General features: G+C 70.2%; 19 protein-coding genes. 18 read left to right on the forward strand and 1 reads right to left on the reverse strand.

Features of this window, described 5'->3' with window-relative positions; all coding sequences use genetic code 11:
- The first annotated feature begins 58 nt into the window (after window positions 1–58).
- The 16 genes from prmC (at window position 59) to ACZ52R_RS20935 (ending at window position 14905) form a co-directional block, all read left to right on the forward strand.
- Window positions 59–925, forward strand: coding sequence for a peptide chain release factor N(5)-glutamine methyltransferase (gene prmC / locus ACZ52R_RS20860; protein ID WP_360498611.1), 867 nt, complete (start codon window positions 59–61; stop codon window positions 923–925).
- A gap of 116 nt (window positions 926–1041) precedes the next feature.
- The gene (locus tag ACZ52R_RS20865; RefSeq protein ID WP_360498613.1) at window positions 1042–1689 is read left to right on the forward strand and encodes an L-threonylcarbamoyladenylate synthase; all 648 of its coding nucleotides are present in this window, start codon (window positions 1042–1044) and stop codon (window positions 1687–1689) included.
- A 32-nt stretch (window positions 1690–1721) separates the two neighbouring features.
- Window positions 1722–2363, forward strand: coding sequence for an arsenate reductase/protein-tyrosine-phosphatase family protein (locus ACZ52R_RS20870; RefSeq protein ID WP_360498809.1), 642 nt, complete (start codon window positions 1722–1724; stop codon window positions 2361–2363).
- A 270-nt stretch (window positions 2364–2633) separates the two neighbouring features.
- Window positions 2634–3914, forward strand: coding sequence for a serine hydroxymethyltransferase (locus ACZ52R_RS20875; RefSeq protein ID WP_465661134.1), 1281 nt, complete (start codon window positions 2634–2636; stop codon window positions 3912–3914).
- 173 nt (window positions 3915–4087) lie between these two features.
- Window positions 4088–5365: an MraY family glycosyltransferase gene (locus ACZ52R_RS20880; RefSeq protein ID WP_360498617.1), complete on the forward strand. Its 1278-nt coding sequence runs from the start codon at window positions 4088–4090 to the stop codon at window positions 5363–5365.
- 298 nt (window positions 5366–5663) lie between these two features.
- Window positions 5664–6107, forward strand: coding sequence for a hypothetical protein (locus ACZ52R_RS20885; RefSeq protein ID WP_360498619.1), 444 nt, complete (start codon window positions 5664–5666; stop codon window positions 6105–6107).
- Window positions 6108–6392: 285 nt separating this feature from the next.
- Window positions 6393–7208, forward strand: coding sequence for a F0F1 ATP synthase subunit A (gene atpB / locus ACZ52R_RS20890; RefSeq protein WP_360498621.1), 816 nt, complete (start codon window positions 6393–6395; stop codon window positions 7206–7208).
- A 90-nt stretch (window positions 7209–7298) separates the two neighbouring features.
- Window positions 7299–7535: an ATP synthase F0 subunit C gene (atpE, locus tag ACZ52R_RS20895; protein ID WP_030282059.1), complete on the forward strand. Its 237-nt coding sequence runs from the start codon at window positions 7299–7301 to the stop codon at window positions 7533–7535.
- Between the two features lie 34 nt (window positions 7536–7569).
- Window positions 7570–8127, forward strand: coding sequence for a F0F1 ATP synthase subunit B (locus ACZ52R_RS20900; protein WP_360498623.1), 558 nt, complete (start codon window positions 7570–7572; stop codon window positions 8125–8127).
- Window positions 8124–8939, forward strand: a complete 816-nt coding sequence (locus ACZ52R_RS20905; protein WP_360498625.1) for a F0F1 ATP synthase subunit delta — start codon at window positions 8124–8126, stop codon at window positions 8937–8939. The genes ACZ52R_RS20900 and ACZ52R_RS20905 overlap by 4 nt, the downstream gene beginning before the upstream one ends.
- 156 nt (window positions 8940–9095) lie before the next feature.
- A complete protein-coding gene (gene atpA, locus ACZ52R_RS20910) occupies window positions 9096–10670 on the forward strand; it encodes a F0F1 ATP synthase subunit alpha (protein WP_030235796.1) in 1575 nt (524 codons plus the stop codon).
- A 32-nt stretch (window positions 10671–10702) separates the two neighbouring features.
- The gene (locus ACZ52R_RS20915; RefSeq protein ID WP_360498627.1) at window positions 10703–11617 is read left to right on the forward strand and encodes a F0F1 ATP synthase subunit gamma; all 915 of its coding nucleotides are present in this window, start codon (window positions 10703–10705) and stop codon (window positions 11615–11617) included.
- A 2-nt stretch (window positions 11618–11619) separates the two neighbouring features.
- Complete coding sequence (gene atpD, locus ACZ52R_RS20920; protein ID WP_360498629.1) at window positions 11620–13065, forward strand: F0F1 ATP synthase subunit beta; 1446 nt, start codon at window positions 11620–11622, stop codon at window positions 13063–13065.
- Window positions 13066–13249: 184 nt separating this feature from the next.
- A complete protein-coding gene (locus tag ACZ52R_RS20925; protein WP_360498631.1) occupies window positions 13250–13633 on the forward strand; it encodes a F0F1 ATP synthase subunit epsilon in 384 nt (127 codons plus the stop codon).
- A 148-nt stretch (window positions 13634–13781) separates the two neighbouring features.
- Window positions 13782–14282: a DUF2550 domain-containing protein gene (locus ACZ52R_RS20930; RefSeq protein WP_360498633.1), complete on the forward strand. Its 501-nt coding sequence runs from the start codon at window positions 13782–13784 to the stop codon at window positions 14280–14282.
- 50 nt (window positions 14283–14332) lie between these two features.
- Entirely contained in the window at window positions 14333–14905 is a 573-nt protein-coding gene (locus tag ACZ52R_RS20935) for a cob(I)yrinic acid a,c-diamide adenosyltransferase (protein ID WP_121174231.1), read from the forward strand.
- On the opposite strand, the gene ACZ52R_RS20940 is transcribed toward ACZ52R_RS20935, so the two are convergent.
- Entirely contained in the window at window positions 14902–15540 is a 639-nt protein-coding gene (locus ACZ52R_RS20940; RefSeq protein WP_465617640.1) for a hypothetical protein, read from the reverse strand. The genes ACZ52R_RS20935 and ACZ52R_RS20940 overlap by 4 nt on opposite strands.
- 156 nt (window positions 15541–15696) lie before the next feature.
- Between ACZ52R_RS20940 and ACZ52R_RS20945 the strand changes: the two genes are divergently transcribed.
- Window positions 15697–16899, forward strand: a complete 1203-nt coding sequence (locus tag ACZ52R_RS20945) for a sensor histidine kinase (RefSeq protein ID WP_360498637.1) — start codon at window positions 15697–15699, stop codon at window positions 16897–16899.
- Entirely contained in the window at window positions 16896–17546 is a 651-nt protein-coding gene (locus ACZ52R_RS20950) for a response regulator transcription factor (RefSeq protein WP_360498639.1), read from the forward strand. Before ACZ52R_RS20945 ends, ACZ52R_RS20950 begins: the two co-directional genes overlap by 4 nt.
- Window positions 17547–17636 lie beyond the last annotated feature (90 nt).

Raw genomic sequence — 17636 nt, forward strand, 5'->3', positions numbered from 1 at the left:
CGCGCCCCAGCCCACGCGCAGTCCGAAGCCGGAGCGCAGAAAACATGAGGTCGTACGGATGAACCTGCTGCTCGCCGAGGTGGCCCAGGCCACCCAGCGGTTGGCCGCGGCCGGCGTGCCGTCGCCGCGTTTCGACGCGGAGGAGCTCGCCGCCTACGTCCACCACGTCAAGCGCAGCCAGCTGCACACGGTGAAGGACGCCGACTTCGACGCCCGCTACTGGGAGGCCGTCTCGCGCCGCGAGGCACGCGAGCCGCTCCAGCACATCACCGGGCGGGCGTTCTTCCGCTACCTCGAACTGGCGGTCGGCCCCGGCGTGTTCGTGCCCCGGCCGGAGACCGAGACGGTCGTCGAGTGGGCCATAGACGCGGTGCGCGACATGGACGTGGCCGAGCCGCTGGTGGTGGACCTGTGCTCCGGCTCCGGCGCGATCGCCCTCGCCCTGGCCCAGGAACTGCCGCGCTCGACCGTGCACGCCTTCGAACTGGACGAGGGAGCGCTGGAGTACACCCGGCGCAACATCGAGTCCAGCCCGGACCGCGCCCGGGTCACCCTGCACGCCGGGGACGCCACCCGGGCCTTCGAGGGCGACCACTCCTGGGACGGCCGCTTCGACCTGGTCATCTCCAACCCGCCGTACATCCCCCTCACCGAGTGGGAGTACGTCGCGCCGGAGGCCCGCGACCACGACCCGCAGATGTCGCTGTTCTCCGGCGAGGACGGCCTGGACACCATCCGCGGCATCGAGCGGGTGGCCGCGCGGCTGCTGCGCCCGGGCGGCGCGGTGGTGATCGAGCACGCCGACCAGCAGGGCGGCCAGGTGCCGTGGATCTTCAACGAGGAACGCGGCTGGACGGACACCGCCGACCACCGCGACCTGAACAACCGGCCGCGCTTCACGACCGCCCGGAGGGTCGGGTCGTGAACATCAAGCGCCGTACGACCGCCCGGAGGGTCGGGTCGTGAACATCAAGCGCCGTACGACCGCTCGCAAGGCCGCCTTGTAACCGCCATGAGCCAATTCGGAAGGGGACCGCACCGATGAGCCGCCGCTACGACTGTGCCGATGCCGGGGACCGCGCCACCGGTCTGCGCGAGGCCGCTTCGGCCGTCCGCCGCGGCGAACTCGTCGTGCTGCCCACCGACACCCTGTACGGGGTCGGCGCGGACGCCTTCTCCCCGGAGGCCGTCGGCGAGCTGATGACCACCAGGGGCCGCGGCCGCAACACGCCGTCGCCGGTGCTGGTCGGCTCGCCGACGACGCTGCACGGCCTGGTCACCGACTTCTCCGAGCAGGCGTGGGAACTGGTCGACGCCTTCTGGCCGGGCGGGCTCACCCTGGTCGCCCGGCACCAGCCCTCGCTGCGCTGGGACCTCGGCGAGACCCGCGGCACCGTCGCGGTCCGGATGCCGCTGCACCCGGTCGCCATCGAGCTGCTGAACGTGACCGGCCCGATGGCCGTCTCCAGCGCCAACCGGATCGGCGGGGAGTCCCCGCTGACCTGTGACGAGGCGCAGGCGCAGCTCGGCGACGCCGTCTCGGTCTACCTGGACGGCGGGTCGGCCGACCACTCCGCCGCCTCGTCCATCGTCGACGTCACCGGCAAGGTCCCGGTTCTGCTGCGGGCCGGCGCGATCAGCGTCGAGCAGCTGAGGGAGGTCGTCCCCGACCTGGAGGCCGGCAGTTGACGCCCACCGCCTCGCTCCATGCCGGGCCCGGCATAGCGCCGTACCTGAGCGTGGGCCCCAGGCCGCTGGACCACTTTCGGATCCTGTTCGTCTGCACGGGGAACATCTGCCGCTCGCCGATCGCCGAGCGGCTCACCCGGCGTGAGCTGGACACCCGGCTGAGCCCCCGGGTGGCCGGGCGGATCCTGGTGGAGAGCGCCGGTACCTGGGGCCACGAGGGTGCGCCGATGGAGGACCACGCGGCGACCGTGCTCGACGAGTACGGTGCCGACAGTGGCGGCTTCACCGGCCGTGAGCTGCTGGACGAGCACGTGGTGGAGGCCGACCTGGTGCTCACCGCGACCCTGGACCACCGCGCCCAGGTGATCTCGATGGGCCACGAGGCGGGGCTGCGCACCTTCACGCTGAAGGAGTTCACCCGCCTGGTGCGGACGATCGACCCGGGCACGCTGCCCGACCCCCGGCGCGGTGCCGACGTCACCGAGCGGGCCCGCGCGCTGGTCCGGGCGGCCGCCGCGCTGCGCGGCTGGCTGCTGGCGGCCACCCCGGAGTCGGACGAGGTGGACGACCCGTACGGGGCGCCGATCGGCATGTTCCGCAACTGCGGCGAGGAGATATTCCACGCGGTCGACCCGGTGGTCACCGCGCTCACCGGCGTGTCCGCGCCGCGCTGACGCCCCGCCCCGCCCCGCGAGCGAGCCGAAGGGCCGCGCCGGTGCCGAAAGGGAGAAGGGCCAAGCCGCCGACGAAGGAGGTGGCGCAGTGCCCGCCGACCGTCGGCGCCGGGTCAGGAGCGGCCCGGAGGCGAGCCGAGCGGCAATACAGAGGGCCCGAACGGCCGCGTCCCGACGGGCCGGGCGGCGGCGGCCGTCCTACGCTGGTCTGACCGGCCCCCAGCCTCCGGCTGGGAGGTGCCCCCACCCGCAGCGCCCGGGAGCCCCGCCATGACCGTCACCGATGCCGCGACCGGTTCGACCGCGACGAGGGGGCGCCCGTGGGCGTCCGAGGCCCTGCACCGGGCGGATCCGCAGCTGGCCGACCTGCTGGCCGCGGAGGCCGAGCGGCGCGCCGAGACGATCCAGCTGCTGGCGGGGGAGAACCTCACCACCCCGGCCGTCCTGGCGGCCCTCACCGGCCCGCTGATCGACAAGTACGCCGAGGGCTACCCGGGGCGCCGGCACCACACCGGTTGCACGCTGGCGGACGCCGCCGAGCTGCTGGCGATCGACCGGGCCCGCGAGCTGTTCGCCGCCCCGCACGCCAACGTCCAGCCCCGGTCGGTGACTTCGGCGATGCTGGCGGCGTACGCGGCGCTGCTGAAGCCCGGTGACGGGGTGCTCGCGATGTCGCTGGAGCACGGCGGTCACCTCAGCTGCGGCTCGCGCGCCAACTTCTCCGGCCGCTGGTTCGCCTTCACCGGCTACGGCGTGCGCGAGAGCGACGGGCTGATCGACCTCGACCAGGTGCGCGAACTGGCCCGGCTGCACCGCCCCAAGGCGATCGTGGCGGGCTCGATCTCCTACCCCCGGCATCCGGACTGGGCGGCCTTCCGGGAGATCGCCGACGAGGTGGACGCCTACCTGATCGCCTCCGCGGCGCAGACCACCGGTCTGGTCGCGGCGGGGGTGGCGCCCTCCCCGGTGCCGTACGCGGACGTCACGGTGGCGGCCACCCACAAGCTGCTGCGCGGTCCGCGCGGCGGCCTGCTGCTGTGCACCGCGGAGCTGGCCGAGCGGATCGACCGGGCGGTGTTCCCGTTCAGCCAGGGCGGCGCGGCGATGAACGAGGTGGCCGGCAAGGCGGTCGCCCTCGCGGAGGCCTCGACGCCCGCCTACCGGGCGTACGCGGAGCGGACGGTGTCCGGGGCGCGGGTGCTGGCCGAGGGGCTCGCGGAGGCCGGAGCGCGCCCTCTGACGGGCGGGACCGACACCCATCTGGTGACGGCGGACGTGAGCCCGCTCGGCGTGACCGGCGCGGAGGCCGAGCGGCGCTGCGCGGCCGCCGGGCTGCTGCTCGGCAAGTGCGCACTGCCGTTCGACCAGGCGCCGCCCGCCGAGGCCTCCGGGATCCGGCTGGGGACGGGCACCGTGACCAGCCAGGGGATGGGCGGGGCGGAGCTGTCCGAGATCGCCGGGCTGATCGTGCGGGTGCTCGCCGGGGGAGCCGTCGCCCCGGCCGCGGTGCGGGTCCGGGAGCTCGCGCTGGCGTTCGCCGACCGGTCCTGACGGCGGTCCGTCCACGGGCATCCGGATCTCCTACCCGGGAGAGCGAACCGCGATGCACGTCCCGGGCGTCCGACTCAATAAGGTGGGTGCCGTGGCGACGCACCTCGAACCCCGGGAAGGCAGGGGAGTACCTTCGGTACTTCCCCGTTCGACAGTGATGCAGGAGGCCAGTGGTGCGTGAGTATCTGCTGGTGCTGTTCTGCACCGCCGCCGTCACCTACCTGCTGACCGGCCCGGTCCGGAAGTTCGCCATTGCGGCCGGCGCCATGCCGCCGGTGCGCGCCCGTGACGTCCACCGCGAGCCCACGCCGCGGCTCGGCGGCATCGCGATGTTCGGCGGGCTGTGCGCGGGCATCCTCGTCGCCTCGCAACTCGACAACCTGAGCAAGGTGTTCACCCAGGGCACCGACATCCGCGCGCTGCTGTCCGGCGCCGGGATCATGTGGCTGCTCGGCGTGCTCGACGACAAGTGGGGCGTGGACGCGCTGGTGAAACTCGGCGGCCAGATGATCGCCGCCGGTGTGATGGTCTGGCAGGGTGTCACGGTCATCACCCTCCCGGTGCCCGGTGTCGGCGCGGTCGCGGTGAGCCCGACCCAGGGCATGGTCATCTCGGTCACCCTGGTCGTCGTCATGGTCAACGCGGTGAACTTCATCGACGGTCTGGACGGCCTGGCCGGCGGCATGGTCTGCATCGCCGCGATGGCGTTCTTCCTGTACAGCTACCGGCTCTGGTACGGCTACGCGATCACCGACGCGGCCCCCGCGGTGCTGTTCAGCGTGCTGCTGATCGGCATGTGCCTGGGCTTCCTGGCGCACAACATGCACCCCGCGCGGATCTTCATGGGCGACTCCGGCTCGATGATGCTGGGCCTGATGCTGGCCGTCGCCGCGATCTCCATCACCGGCCGGGTCGACCCCGACCTGATCAACAACGAGACCGGTTCGCAGACCGCCACCGTGCACGCGTTGGTGCCGATCTACATCCCGCTGCTGCTGCCGCTGACGGTCATCGCGCTGCCGCTGGCCGACCTGCTGCTCGCGGTGGTGCGTCGCACCTGGGCCGGCCAGTCGCCGTTCGCCGCGGACAAGCGCCACCTGCACCACCGCCTGCTGCAGGTCGGTCACTCGCACAGCCGGGCCGTGCTGATCATGTACTTCTGGGCCGCGCTGATCGCCTTCGGCACGGTGGCCTTCTCGGTCAGCAACACCGGCCGCACCGTGGTCCTGACACTCGCCGGGCTCTGCCTGCTCGGCCTGGTGGTGCTGCTCACCCCGCGGTTCCGGCCGCGCGCCCCGCGGGCGGTGCAGTCCTTCGTCCCGCCGCGGTACCGCCGGCAGTCCTCGGGTCCGATGGCCGAACTGTCGGCGAAGGACAAGCAACTTCTGGGTGAAGCCAGCCGGGACTCGTCCGAGCGGGCCGACCACGGACCGGCCAGCGGCCGTCACTGACAAGGGAGTTGGCGATCCGTCAAATGGCTTCACCCATACGGCGGATTCGCTGAGCCGTTGGTGTGACAGGTGCCACACAATCATGGTAAAGCTCTCATCAAATAGTTTGTGATACCGTTCACGAGTACCGAGAACACGCCGAAAGTCCTGACAGGTGGATGACTTCCGTCCCTGTCGGTCTCCCTTGACGGGCCCGCCGTTCCAGCGGGCGGCCCGACGGCGATGCCTCGGTCGGTGTCACTTCACCACCGTCTGTGCCCGTCCCCCGCCACATCGACATGCCGCCGGAGCTGCCGACATGCCGTCCACCGACGCCCGGATCCTCCGAGGCGCCGCGATTCCCACTGCGGTCGCCGGGATCATCGCCATGGCGATCTCGTTCGCCGTCGCCGGCGGGAAGGGCCTGCTCGGCGCCCTCTTCGGCGCTCTGCTCGTGATGGCCTTCTTCAGCTTCGGCCAGGTCGCGCTCGACCGGCTGACCCGGTCGAACCCGCAGATCATGATGGCCGCGGCGCTCCTGGTGTACACCACGCAGATCCTGCTGGTCGGCATCGTCCTGGCCGTCTTCAAGGACACCACGCTGTTCAACCGGCAGGCCTTCGCCTTCACCCTGCTCGGCTGCGCGCTGATCTGGACGGGCTTCCAGGTGCGCGGCGCACTCAAGGCCAAGACCTTCTACGTCGACCCCGACGCCTCGGAAAAGAAGGGCGACAAGCCCTCCGACTCCGGACGTCAACAGTGACGAGGCCCGGCTGTCCCCCCAACGAGGGGGGCGGTGTTTATGCCGCACTGACGGCCTGCTATCGTCCGTCGCAACAACGGAGTACGGGAAGAGGCCTGGTCTGTCCGGACAGCGGACTGATCGCCCCCCGGACCCGCGCAGTCTTCGATGATCCCGCAGTCGCGCAGCGCGCCGTCGAGCGGGGTCGGCGAGAAACCCATCAAGTTCCAGTGCCGCTCCGTGGCCGTAGGCCACGCCGACACACCGAGGTTGCCGTATCCATGCGTCACGACGAAGGAGTCCGTGGTGAGTGCTGAACTCACGTCGTCCCTCGCCTCAGGCAGTTGCCACTTCGGGGACGCTGGCTGCGGCTTCCCGGCCCCGGGTCTGAACGAATTCGACTTCAAGCCGATCTTCACCATCGGCAGCTTTTACTTCAACAAGCCGATGCTGCTGTCGATGATCGTCGCAGTGTTGGTGGTCGTCTTCTTCTGGGCCGCCTTCGCCAAGCCGCGCCTGGTCCCCGGCAAGCTGCAGCTGGTCGCCGAGATCGGCTACGACTTCGTCAAGCGCTCCATCGTGCTCGAGACGATCGGCAAAAAGGGCGAGAAGTACGTCCCGATGCTGGTCTCGATGTTCTTCTTCATCTGGCTGATGAACATCATGTCGGTCATCCCGTTCGCACAGTTCCCGGTGACGGCGGCGATCGCGTTCCCGGCCGGCCTCGCGGCGGTCGTGTGGGTCACCTACATGACGCTGACCTTCAAGAAGCACGGCTTCGTCGGCGGTTTCAAGAACCTCTGCTGGCCCTCGGGCATCCCCGGCTGGGTCATGTTCATCCTGGTGCCGATCGAGTTCTTCTCGAACATCTTCGTGCGCCCGTTCACGCTCGCGGTCCGAGCCTTCGCGAACATGTTCGCCGGCCACCTGCTGATCGTGATGTTCTCCATCGCCTCCTGGTACCTGCTCAGCCCGACCCTGGGCGCGCTGTACGGCTCGGCCTCGTTCGTCGTCGCCGTCGCGCTGACCGCCTTCGAGCTGCTGGTCCAGTTCCTGCAGGCCTACATCTTCGTGATGCTGGCCAGCAGCTACATCGCCGGTGCCCTCGAAGAGTCGCACTGAGCCAGGGGCTCAGCCCCTCCCCAGAACCACCTCCCGGATCGCCCGGTGGCCAATCACCACCGGTTCACCACCCTGCAAAGGACAACGTCAATGAGCATCCTCGCTGAGGGCACTGTCTACGGTTCCGTCGCCTCCATCGGCTACGGCCTCGCCGCCATCGGCCCCGGCATCGGCGTCGGTCTGATCTTCGGCAACGGTGTCCAGGCGATGGCCCGTCAGCCCGAGGCTGCCGGTCTCATCCGTTCCAACATGTTCATCGGCTTCGCGCTGACCGAGGCGCTGGCCCTCATCGGCATCGTCATGCCGTTCGTCTTCGGCAACAAGTAATCCTGCCGCAGACCCTTTCGAGGAAGGTCCAGATATGAGCATGTTGGCTCAGCTCGCGGCCGAGGAGAAGATGAACCCTCTCCTCCCCAACTGGCCCGAGATCATCATCGGCCTGCTCTGCTTCTTCATCGTCTTCGGTCTGCTCGGCAAGAAGCTTCTTCCCAGCATCGAGAAGGTGCTGTCGGAGCGCCGGGACGCCATCGAGGGCGGCATGGAGCGCGCCGAGGCCGCTCAGGCCGAGGCCCAGGTCGTGCTCGAGCAGTACCGCGCCGAGCTTGCCGAGGCACGTCACGAGGCTGCCCGCATCGTCGAGCAGGCTCGTGAGCAGGGCGCTGCCCAGCTCGCCGAGATGCGCGAGGAGGGCCAGCGTCAGCGCGAGGCCATCGTCGCGGCCGGTCACGCCCAGATCGAGGCGGACAAGAAGCAGGCGACCACCGCCCTGCGCCAGGACGTGGGCTCGCTGGCCACCCAGCTGGCGTCCCGCATCGTGGGTGAGTCCCTCGAGGACCACACCCGGCAGAGCGGCGTCATCGACCGTTTCCTGGACGAGCTGGAGGCCAAGGCCGCCGTTGCTCAGGGCGCGGCCAAGTGATCGGCGCCAGTCGTGAGGCCCTCGTCGCCGGCCGGCGGAACCTGGAGAGCCTGACCGACTCCACCTCGGTGGACGCGGCCAAGCTCGCCGAGGAGCTCACCGCCGTCACGGCCGTGCTGGACCGCGAGGTGTCGCTGCGCCGAGTCCTGACCGACCCCTCGCGGTCGGGCCAGGACAAGGCCCAGCTGGTCAGCTCGCTGCTGACCGGCCAGGTCTCCGGCGAGGCCGTCGACCTGGTCTCCGGTCTGGTCCGCTCCCGCTGGTCGGGCTCGCGCGACCTGGTGGACGCGACCGAGGAGCTCGCCGCGTACGCCGAGATCATCGCCGCGGACAGGGCCGGCGCCCTGGACGACGTCGAGGACGAGCTGTTCCGCTTCGGTCGGGTGGTGAGCGGCTCGCACGAGCTGCGCGCCGCGCTGACCGAGCCGAAGGCCGGTGCCGTCGCGAAGGCCGAGCTGATCAAGAAGCTGCTCGGCGGCCGCGCCAACGCCGGCACCGTCCGGCTGGTCACCGCCGTCGTCAACGCGCCGCGTGGCCGTAGCCTGGAGCAGGGCCTGGAGTCCTACTCCAAGCTCGCCGCCGCACGCCGCGACCGCATGGTGGCCCTGGTCACCACCGCGGTGCCGCTGTCGGACACCCAGAAGGAGCGCCTGTCCGGCGCTCTGGGCCGGATGTACGGCCGCCAGGTCCACCTGAACATCGACGTCGACCCCGAGGTCGTCGGCGGTGTCCGGGTGCAGATCGGCGACGAGATCATCAACGGCACCGTGTCGAGCCGCCTTGAGGGCGCTCGCCAGTCGCTCGAAGGCTGAGCACCGAAGCAGCACATCCGACCCTCGGTCGGGAAACCGGCTCCCCAAGGAGCCGGCACATCGTACGGCCGGTTCGAAAGACCCGGCCGAGAGTCGAATACTTGCGGCCCTCAATGGCGGGCCGAGGATCGCAAACTAGGAGAGCAGGGAAGCCTGATGGCGGAGCTTACGATCCGTCCGGAGGAGATCCGGGACGCGCTGGCCGACTTTGTCCAGTCGTACCAGCCGGACGCCGCTTCTGTGGAAGAGGTCGGTACGGTCACTGACGCAGCGGACGGCATCGCGCATGTCGAGGGCCTGCCCTCGGTCATGGCGAACGAGCTGCTGAAGTTCGAGGACGGCACGCTCGGCCTCGCGCTGAACCTCGACACCCGCGAGATCGGTGTCGTCGTCCTCGGTGAGTTCGGCGGCATCGAAGAGGGCCAGACCGTGCGCCGCACCGGCGAGGTCCTCTCGGTTCCGGTCGGCGACGGCTACCTCGGCCGCGTCGTGGACCCGCTGGGCAACCCGATCGACGGCCTGGGCGACATCGCCTCCACCGGCCGTCGTGCCCTGGAGCTGCAGGCCCCCGGCGTCATGGCCCGCAAGTCGGTCAAGCAGCCGCTGCAGACCGGCATCAAGGCCATCGACGCGATGACCCCGATCGGCCGTGGCCAGCGTCAGCTGATCATCGGTGACCGCCAGACCGGCAAGACCGCGGTGGCCGTCGACACGATCATCAACCAGCGTGACAACTGGCGCTCGGGCGACCCGGAGAAGCAGGTCCGCTGCATCTACGTCGCCGTGGGCCAGAAGGGCTCCACCATCGCGTCCGTCCGCGGCGCCCTGGAGGAGGCCGGCGCGCTGGAGTACACCACCATCGTGGCTGCTCCCGCCTCCGACCCGGCCGGCTTCAAGTACCTCGCCCCGTACACCGGTTCGGCCATCGGCCAGGAGTGGATGTACGACGGCAAGCACGTCCTGATCATCTTCGACGACCTGTCGAAGCAGGCCGAGGCCTACCGCTCCGTCTCCCTGCTGCTGCGCCGCCCGCCGGGCCGCGAGGCCTACCCGGGTGACGTGTTCTACCTGCACTCCCGCCTGCTGGAGCGCTGCGCCAAGCTGAACGACGCCCTGGGCGGCGGCTCGATGACCGGTCTGCCGATCATCGAGACCAAGGCCAACGACGTCTCGGCGTACATCCCGACCAACGTCATCTCCATCACCGACGGCCAGTGCTTCCTGGAGTCCGACCTGTTCAACGCCGGCATCCGCCCGGCCGTGAACGTCGGTATCTCGGTCTCCCGCGTCGGTGGCTCCGCCCAGATCAAGGCCATGCGCTCGGTCGCCGGCCGTCTGCGTCTGGACCTCGCCCAGTACCGCGAGCTGGAGGCCTTCGCCGCCTTCGGTTCCGACCTGGACGCGGCCTCCAAGGCCCAGCTGGAGCGCGGTGCGCGCATGGTCGAGCTGCTGAAGCAGGGCCAGTACCAGCCGTTCCCGGTCGAGGAGCAGGTCGTCTCCATCTGGGCCGGCACCACCGGCAAGCTGGACGACGTCCCGGTCGCCGAGATCCGCCGCTTCGAGCGTGAGTTCCTGGACCACGTCCGCCTGCAGCACAAGGACCTGCTCGCCGGCATCGTCGAGACCGGTCTGCTCGCCGACGGCACCGTCGACGCGCTGACCACGGCGATCGACGCGTTCAAGCAGGGCTACCAGACCGCTGACGGCAAGCTGCTCTCCGAGCAGGCCTGAGTCCGGTAGCGAGGGAAAGGACGTAACGACCCATGGGAGCACAGCTTCGGGTCTACAAGCGCCGGATCCGCTCTGTCACCGCGACGAAGAAGATCACCAAGGCGATGGAGATGATCTCCGCGTCGCGCATCGTCAAGGCGCAGCGCGCGGTGGCCGCCTCCACTCCGTACGCCGATGAGCTCACCCGGGCGGTGACGGCGGTGGCCACCCGGTCCAACGCCAAGCACCCGCTCACCACCGAGAACCCGAGCGCCTCGCGCGCCGCCGTGCTGATGATCACGGCGGACCGCGGTCTGGCGGGCGGCTACTCGACCAACGCCATCAAGGCCGCCCAGGTGCTCACCGAGCGCCTGAAGGCCGAGGGCAAGGACGTGGTGACGTACATCGTCGGCCGCAAGGGCGTCTCGTACTACACGTTCCGCGGTCTCGCGATCACGGGCTCGTGGACGGGATTCTCCGACAAGCCGACCTACGGTGACGCGAAGACCGTGGCCGCCGACCTGATCGAGGCCTTCACGGCCGAGACGGGCGGCGTGGACGAGCTCCACCTGGTCTCGACCGAGTTCGTGTCGATGCTGACGCAGAACGCGGTGGAAGCCCGGCTGCTGCCGCTGAAGCTGGACGAGGTCCAGCTCAGCGACCAGACGCCGGCCAAGTCGGAGATCTTCCCGCTGTACGACTTCGAGCCGTCGGCGGAGGGCGTCCTGGACGCGCTGCTGCCGCGGTACGTCGAGAGCCGGATCTACAACGCGATGCTGCAGTCGGCTGCCTCCGAGCACGCCGCTCGTCGTCGCGCGATGAAGAGCGCGACGGACAACGCCGGCGAGCTCATCAAGTCGCTCACGCGGCTTGCCAACTCGGCCCGTCAGGCCGAGATCACCCAGGAAATCAGCGAGATCGTCGGTGGCGCCAACGCGCTGGCCGACGCTAGCCGCGGGAGCGAATGAGTATGACCACCACTGTTGAGCCGACCACGGCGACGGGCCGCGTCGCGCGGGTCATCGGCCCGGTCGTCGACGTGGAGTTCCCCGTCGACGCGATTCCGGAGATGTTCAACGCCCTGCACGTCGAGGTGGAGAACCCCGACGGTTCGGGCAAGAAGATCCTTACCCTCGAGGTTGCCCAGCACCTCGGCGACGGCATGGTCCGCGGCATCTCGATGCAGCCGACCGACGGCCTGGTCCGTGGCGCGCAGGTCACCGACACCGGCTCGGCCATCTCGGTGCCCGTCGGCCAGATCACCAAGGGCAAGGTCTTCAACGCCCTCGGTGACGTGCTGAACGTCGACCAGGAGGAGTTCGACCAGCAGGTCGAGGTCCGCTGGCCGATCCACCGCAAGGCGCCCGAGTTCAAGGACCTCGAGTCCAAGACCGAGATGTTCGAGACCGGCATCAAGGTCATCGACCTGCTCACCCCGTACGTCACGGGTGGCAAGATCGGTCTGTTCGGTGGTGCCGGTGTCGGCAAGACCGTTCTGATCCAGGAGATGATCTACCGCGTCGCCGAGAACTTCGGTGGTGTGTCGGTGTTCGCCGGCGTCGGCGAGCGCACCCGTGAGGGCAACGACCTCATCGACGAGATGGTCGACTCGGGCGTTCTGGACAAGACCGCGCTGGTCTTCGGCCAGATGGACGAGCCGCCGGGCACCCGTCTGCGCGTCGCGCTCTCCGCGCTGACCATGGCGGAGTACTTCCGTGACGTCGAGAAGCAGGACGTGCTCCTCTTCATCGACAACATCTTCCGGTTCACCCAGGCCGGTTCCGAGGTGTCGACCCTGCTCGGCCGCATGCCCTCCGCGGTGGGCTACCAGCCGAACCTGGCCGACGAGATGGGCCTCCTGCAGGAGCGCATCACCTCGACCCGCGGTCACTCGATCACCTCGATGCAGGCGATCTACGTCCCCGCGGACGACCTGACCGACCCGGCGCCGGCCACCACCTTCGCCCACCTGGACGCGACGACCGTTCTGTCGCGTCCGATCTCGGAGAAGGGCATCTACCCGGCCGTCGACCCGCTGGACTCCACGTCCCGCATCCTCGACCCGCGGTACATCGCGCAGACCCACTACGACACGGCCCTCCGTATCAAGGGGATCCTGCAGAAGTACAAGGACCTCCAGGACATCATCGCGATCCTCGGTATCGACGAGCTGTCCGAAGAGGACAAGATCACGGTGCACCGTGCCCGTCGCATCGAGCGCTTCCTCTCGCAGAACACCTACGTGGCGAAGCAGTTCACCGGTGTCGAGGGTTCGACCGTGCCGCTGTCGGAGACCATCGAGGCCTTCAACGCGATCGCGGACGGCAAGTACGACTCCGTCCCGGAGCAGGCCTTCTTCATGTGCGGTGGCATCGAGGACCTCGAGAAGAACGCCGCCGAGCTGGCGAAGAAGTAATCGCGGCCGGTAGCAGCTGAGTGACCGTGAGGGGTGGCCCCCGAGCCTGGGAGCCACCCCTCGCGTCGCATCGGCTGTGATTCCGGTCAAATCCGTGCCGCCGGTTTCATGCCGGAGGCACGGGGCCGTTATTCTTACCGAAACTCCCGAGTAATCGGGCGTTGCATGAGCCTAGGAGCCCACGTTGGCTGAGCTGCACGTCGAGCTGGTCGCAGCCGACCGCAAGGTGTGGTCCGGTGCGGCCACCATCGTCGTCGCCCGTACGGCCTCCGGTGACACCGGCATCATGCCGGGTCACACCCCGGTGCTGAGCGTGCTGGAGACCGGCCCGGTCACCATCCGCACGGTGGACGGCGGCACCGTGATCGCCGCGGTGCACGGCGGCTTCATCTCCTTCGCCGACAACAAGCTGTCTCTGCTCGCGGAGATCGCCGAGCTGGCGGACGAGATCGACGTCGCGCGTGCCGAGCGCGCACTGGAGAAGGCCCAGTCGGACCTGGACGAGCACGCCGAGCGGCGTGCGGAGGTCCGTCTGTTCGCGGCGCGCGGCCTCAAGGTCCACGCCTGAGTGTGCCGGACCCCGGCTTGGCGGGGTCGACCGACGGTCCCGGGGACGCGCGAGCGTGACCCCGGGACTGTCGTCGTAGTTGGTAGGTCAGCGCGGTCGCTTGATACGACCGCTACGGGGAACGCGGGTAGCGAGGAGGTAGGTGAGCATGGTCCTCGCGCTTGTGGTGTGTGCGGCGGTCGTGGCGCTGGGTGTGATCGGCCTGATGGCCTTCGCCGTCCGCCGCCGCTTGATCCAGCGGGTAGGCGGTACGTTCGACTGCAGTTACCGGCTCAAAATGCCCGCCGACGCCTCGACGCAGCCCGACCTCGACGAGAACGGCAAACCCACCTCCGCCCCGGTCCCCCCGACCGACGGCAAGGGGTGGGTTTTTGGTATCGGCCGGTACAGCGGCGACTCGATCGAGTGGTTCCGGGTCTTCTCCTACGCCCCGCGTCCGCGCAAGGTGCTGCCGCGCCGGGAGATCGAGGTCCTCGGCCGGCGCTACCCGGAGGGCCAGGAGGAACTGGCACTGCTCTCCGGCTCGGTGGTGCTGCGCTGTCTGCACAACGGGGCGCCGCTGGAGCTGGCGATGAGCGACGACGCGCTGACCGGCTTCCTGGCCTGGCTGGAAGCGGCCCCGCCCGGGCAGAGGGTCAACGTCGCCTAGGGTCGTTTCCGGGGTTAACGCGGCCTAACCTGCCCGGCTAGGGTGGCCGCATGGTCAATCTGACGCGCATCTACACCCGTACCGGCGATGACGGCACCACCGCGCTCGGCGACATGAGCCGCACCACCAAGACCGACCCGCGGCTGATCGCGTACGCGGACGCCAACGAGGCGAACGCGGCGATCGGGGTGGCGCTCGCGGTCGGGGCGCTGCCCGAGGACGTGGCGGCGGTGCTCGTCCGGGTCCAGAACGATCTGTTCGACGTCGGCGCCGACCTGTCCACCCCGGTGGTCGAGGACCCGAAGTACCCGCCGCTGCGGGTGCTGCAGTCCTACGTCGACCGGCTGGAGGGCGACTGCGACCACTACCTGGAGCAGGTGGAGAAGCTGCGCAGCTTCATCCTGCCCGGCGGCACGGCCGGCGCGGCCCACCTGCACCTGGCCTGCACGGTGGTGCGGCGGGCCGAGCGCTCCACCTGGGCGGCGATCGCGGAGCACGGGGACACCGTCAACCCGCTGACCGCGAAGTACCTCAACCGGCTCTCCGACCTGCTGTTCATCCTGGCCCGGGTGGCCAACAAGGAACGCGGCGACGTGCTCTGGGTGCCGGGCGAGAACCGCTAGAGCTGCTTGGCCGGGGCGTCCCCAGTCGGGGCGTGTCCGGCCGGGGCGTGCTCGGCCGGGGTCTGCTCCTTCACCACGCGGCCGTTCTCGACCCGGACACCGGCCGGCGGCTCCTTGGGCCAGCGCGAGAAGCAGCCGGCCACGATGACGTTCACGACGGCCGTGATGCCCAGCCGCCAGTACCACTGGGCGAAGGTGCCGTAGTGGGCGGAGCCCCCGGAGAGCGGGACGAGCAGGGTGATCAGGGTGAGCGTGATCGCCGCCGAGACGGTGGTGCGCCCGGCGATCTGCCACTCGTACCTGGTCCGCTCCGGGCCGTACTTCGGCGAGGGCAGCGGCTTGGGGCCGCCGGCGAAGCGGTGCTGGAAGTGCCGGTCGGCCCAGCCGACCAGCGAGGGGCCGTACCCGACGGAGAATCCGGCGTAGCTCGCGGCGAGCGCGTGCGTCCAGCTCGCCTCGGTGCCGCCGCGCAGGTCGAGCACGGTGAGCGCGTACAGGGCGAGGTCGACGGCCGGGAGGCCGAGCAGCAGCACGGTGCTGGTGCGGCGCCAACGCAGCAGGTAGCGGGCGGAGAGGGCCAGGCCGAGCACGATCCACCAGGAGATCTCGGCCGCGACGATGAGGGTGACGATCACGTTCTGCTCCCGGACATTCGGCGGTGTGTCCAGCCTGGCGCGGGGGTGCGCCGGTGTCGTCGTCGCGCGGTGCCGTCCGGGTCTGCATCTTTCGATGTAGCGGGCTCCTCCGCGGACCGGAGCCGGACGGGCCGCCGGGGATGGTGAGATGGGGGTGTGCCCGTTCCGTCCCTCTCCCCGCGCCGGCTCGACCGGCTGATCGCCCTGTGCGGGCTGCTCGGCGGCACCGTGCTCATCGTCTTCCGGGTGTACGAGAACGTCGACCGCGTGCCGCTGTGGGCCGTGGTGCTGCCGATGCTGGTGATGGCCGGGCTGGAGTTGTGCCGACGCACCAGACCGGTGCTCGCGGTGTCGCTCGGCGGGCTGGCCTTCGCGGCCAGCCTGTTCACCGGCAGCCTGCTGGCGACCCTGATCATGTACACCGATCTGCTGTACGCGGCGGTGACCTACGGCAGCCGCCAGATGTCGCGGGTGCTGCACCTGGCCGGTGGGGCCACCGTGCTGGTGCTCTCCAGCCTGGCCTGGTACGCCGGCGGCACCCCGGCCGGGCTGCTGATCGCGGTGATCAGCGCGCTGGTCTTCCTGGCCCCGGTGTGGACCGGCGACGTGGTGCGCAAACACCGGCGGGAGGCGGAGACCGAGCGGCTGCGGGCCGAACAGACCGCGCTGCTCTCGGAGATGGACCGGCGCGAGGCGGTCGGTGCCGAACGGGCCCGGATGGCACGGGAGTTGCACGACGTGGTGGCCAACCACCTGTCGGCGATCGCGATCCACGCCACCGGTGCGCAGTCCGTCGCCAAGCGCCGGAGCCTGCCCGCGGACGACCCGCTGGTGGAGGTGCTGGCGGTGATCCGGGAGAACAGCGTCCAGGGATTGGCCGAAATGCGTCGCATGATCGGACTGCTCCGGGACAGCGGCGGCGGAGAGGTCGACGAGTCGTACGCGGCGCCCGACCTGGCCGCGGTGGACGCCCTGGTGGCCAAGGCCCGGGCGGCCGGCCAGGACGTCGGGCTGGACTTCGAGCTGGCCGAGCACGGCGAGCGCGGGGAGGTGCCGGTGCCGGTCGGGCTGGCCGCGTACCGGATCGTCCAGGAGTCGCTGACCAACGCGCTCAAGCACGCCGGGCCCGGACTGGTCCGGCTGCGGCTGGAGTTCGGGGCGGAGGACCTTCGGATCGCGGTCGACAGCCCCTACCGGGGTGAGGCGGGCCGCGGACTGCCCGGCGCCCGGGCCGGGCTGGTGGGCATGGCGGAGCGGGCCGGACTGCTCGGCGGCAGCTTCCAGGCCGGGCCGAAGGACGGAAGCTGGAGCGTGCGCGCGGTGCTGCCGCGCGCCCAGGGGAGTGAGGGGCGGGCATGACGATCCGGGTTCTGGTGGCGGAGGACCAGGCGGCGGTACGGGCGGCGCTGGTGATGATCCTGCGCGCCGAGCCGGAGTTCACGGTGGTGGGGCAGGCCGCCGACGGTGAGGAGGCGGTCCGGCTGGCGCTGGAACTGCGGCCGGACGTGGTGCTGATGGACGTGCAGATGCCCCGGCTGGACGGCGTCTCGGCGACCCGCGAGGTGGTCGCCGCCGGGGCCGCCCAGGTGCTCGTGCTGACCACCTTCGACCTGGACGAGTACGTCTACGGCGCGCTGCGGGCCGGCGCGGCCGGGTTCCTGCTCAAGGACCTGGAGGCGGACACCCTGATCGAGGGCATCCGGACGGTGGCGCGCGGGGACGGCATGCTGGCACCCTCGGTGACCAGGCGGCTGATCGGCGCGTTCGCCCGCCCGGACCGGCTGGTCCTGCCCGAGGCCCGGGAGGCGGTGGCCGGGCTGACCGTCCGTGAGCGGGAGGTGCTGGCCTGCATCGGGGCGGGGCTGTCGAACGGGGAGATCGCGGCCCGGCTGACGATGGCGGAGGCGACCACGAAGACGCACGTCAGCCGGATCCTGGCGAAGCTGCGGCTGCGCAGCCGGGTGCAGGCGGCGATCCTGGCCCAGGACCTCGGTCTGACCGTCTGACCATCCGAGCGTCTGACCATCTGAGCGTCGGCCCGGCTGACCGTCTGACGAGCTGCTTGGGCAGCTGACCGGGTCGGTTGCAGATCACAC

The sequence above is a fragment of the Kitasatospora sp. NPDC034023 genome (assembly GCF_055575795.1).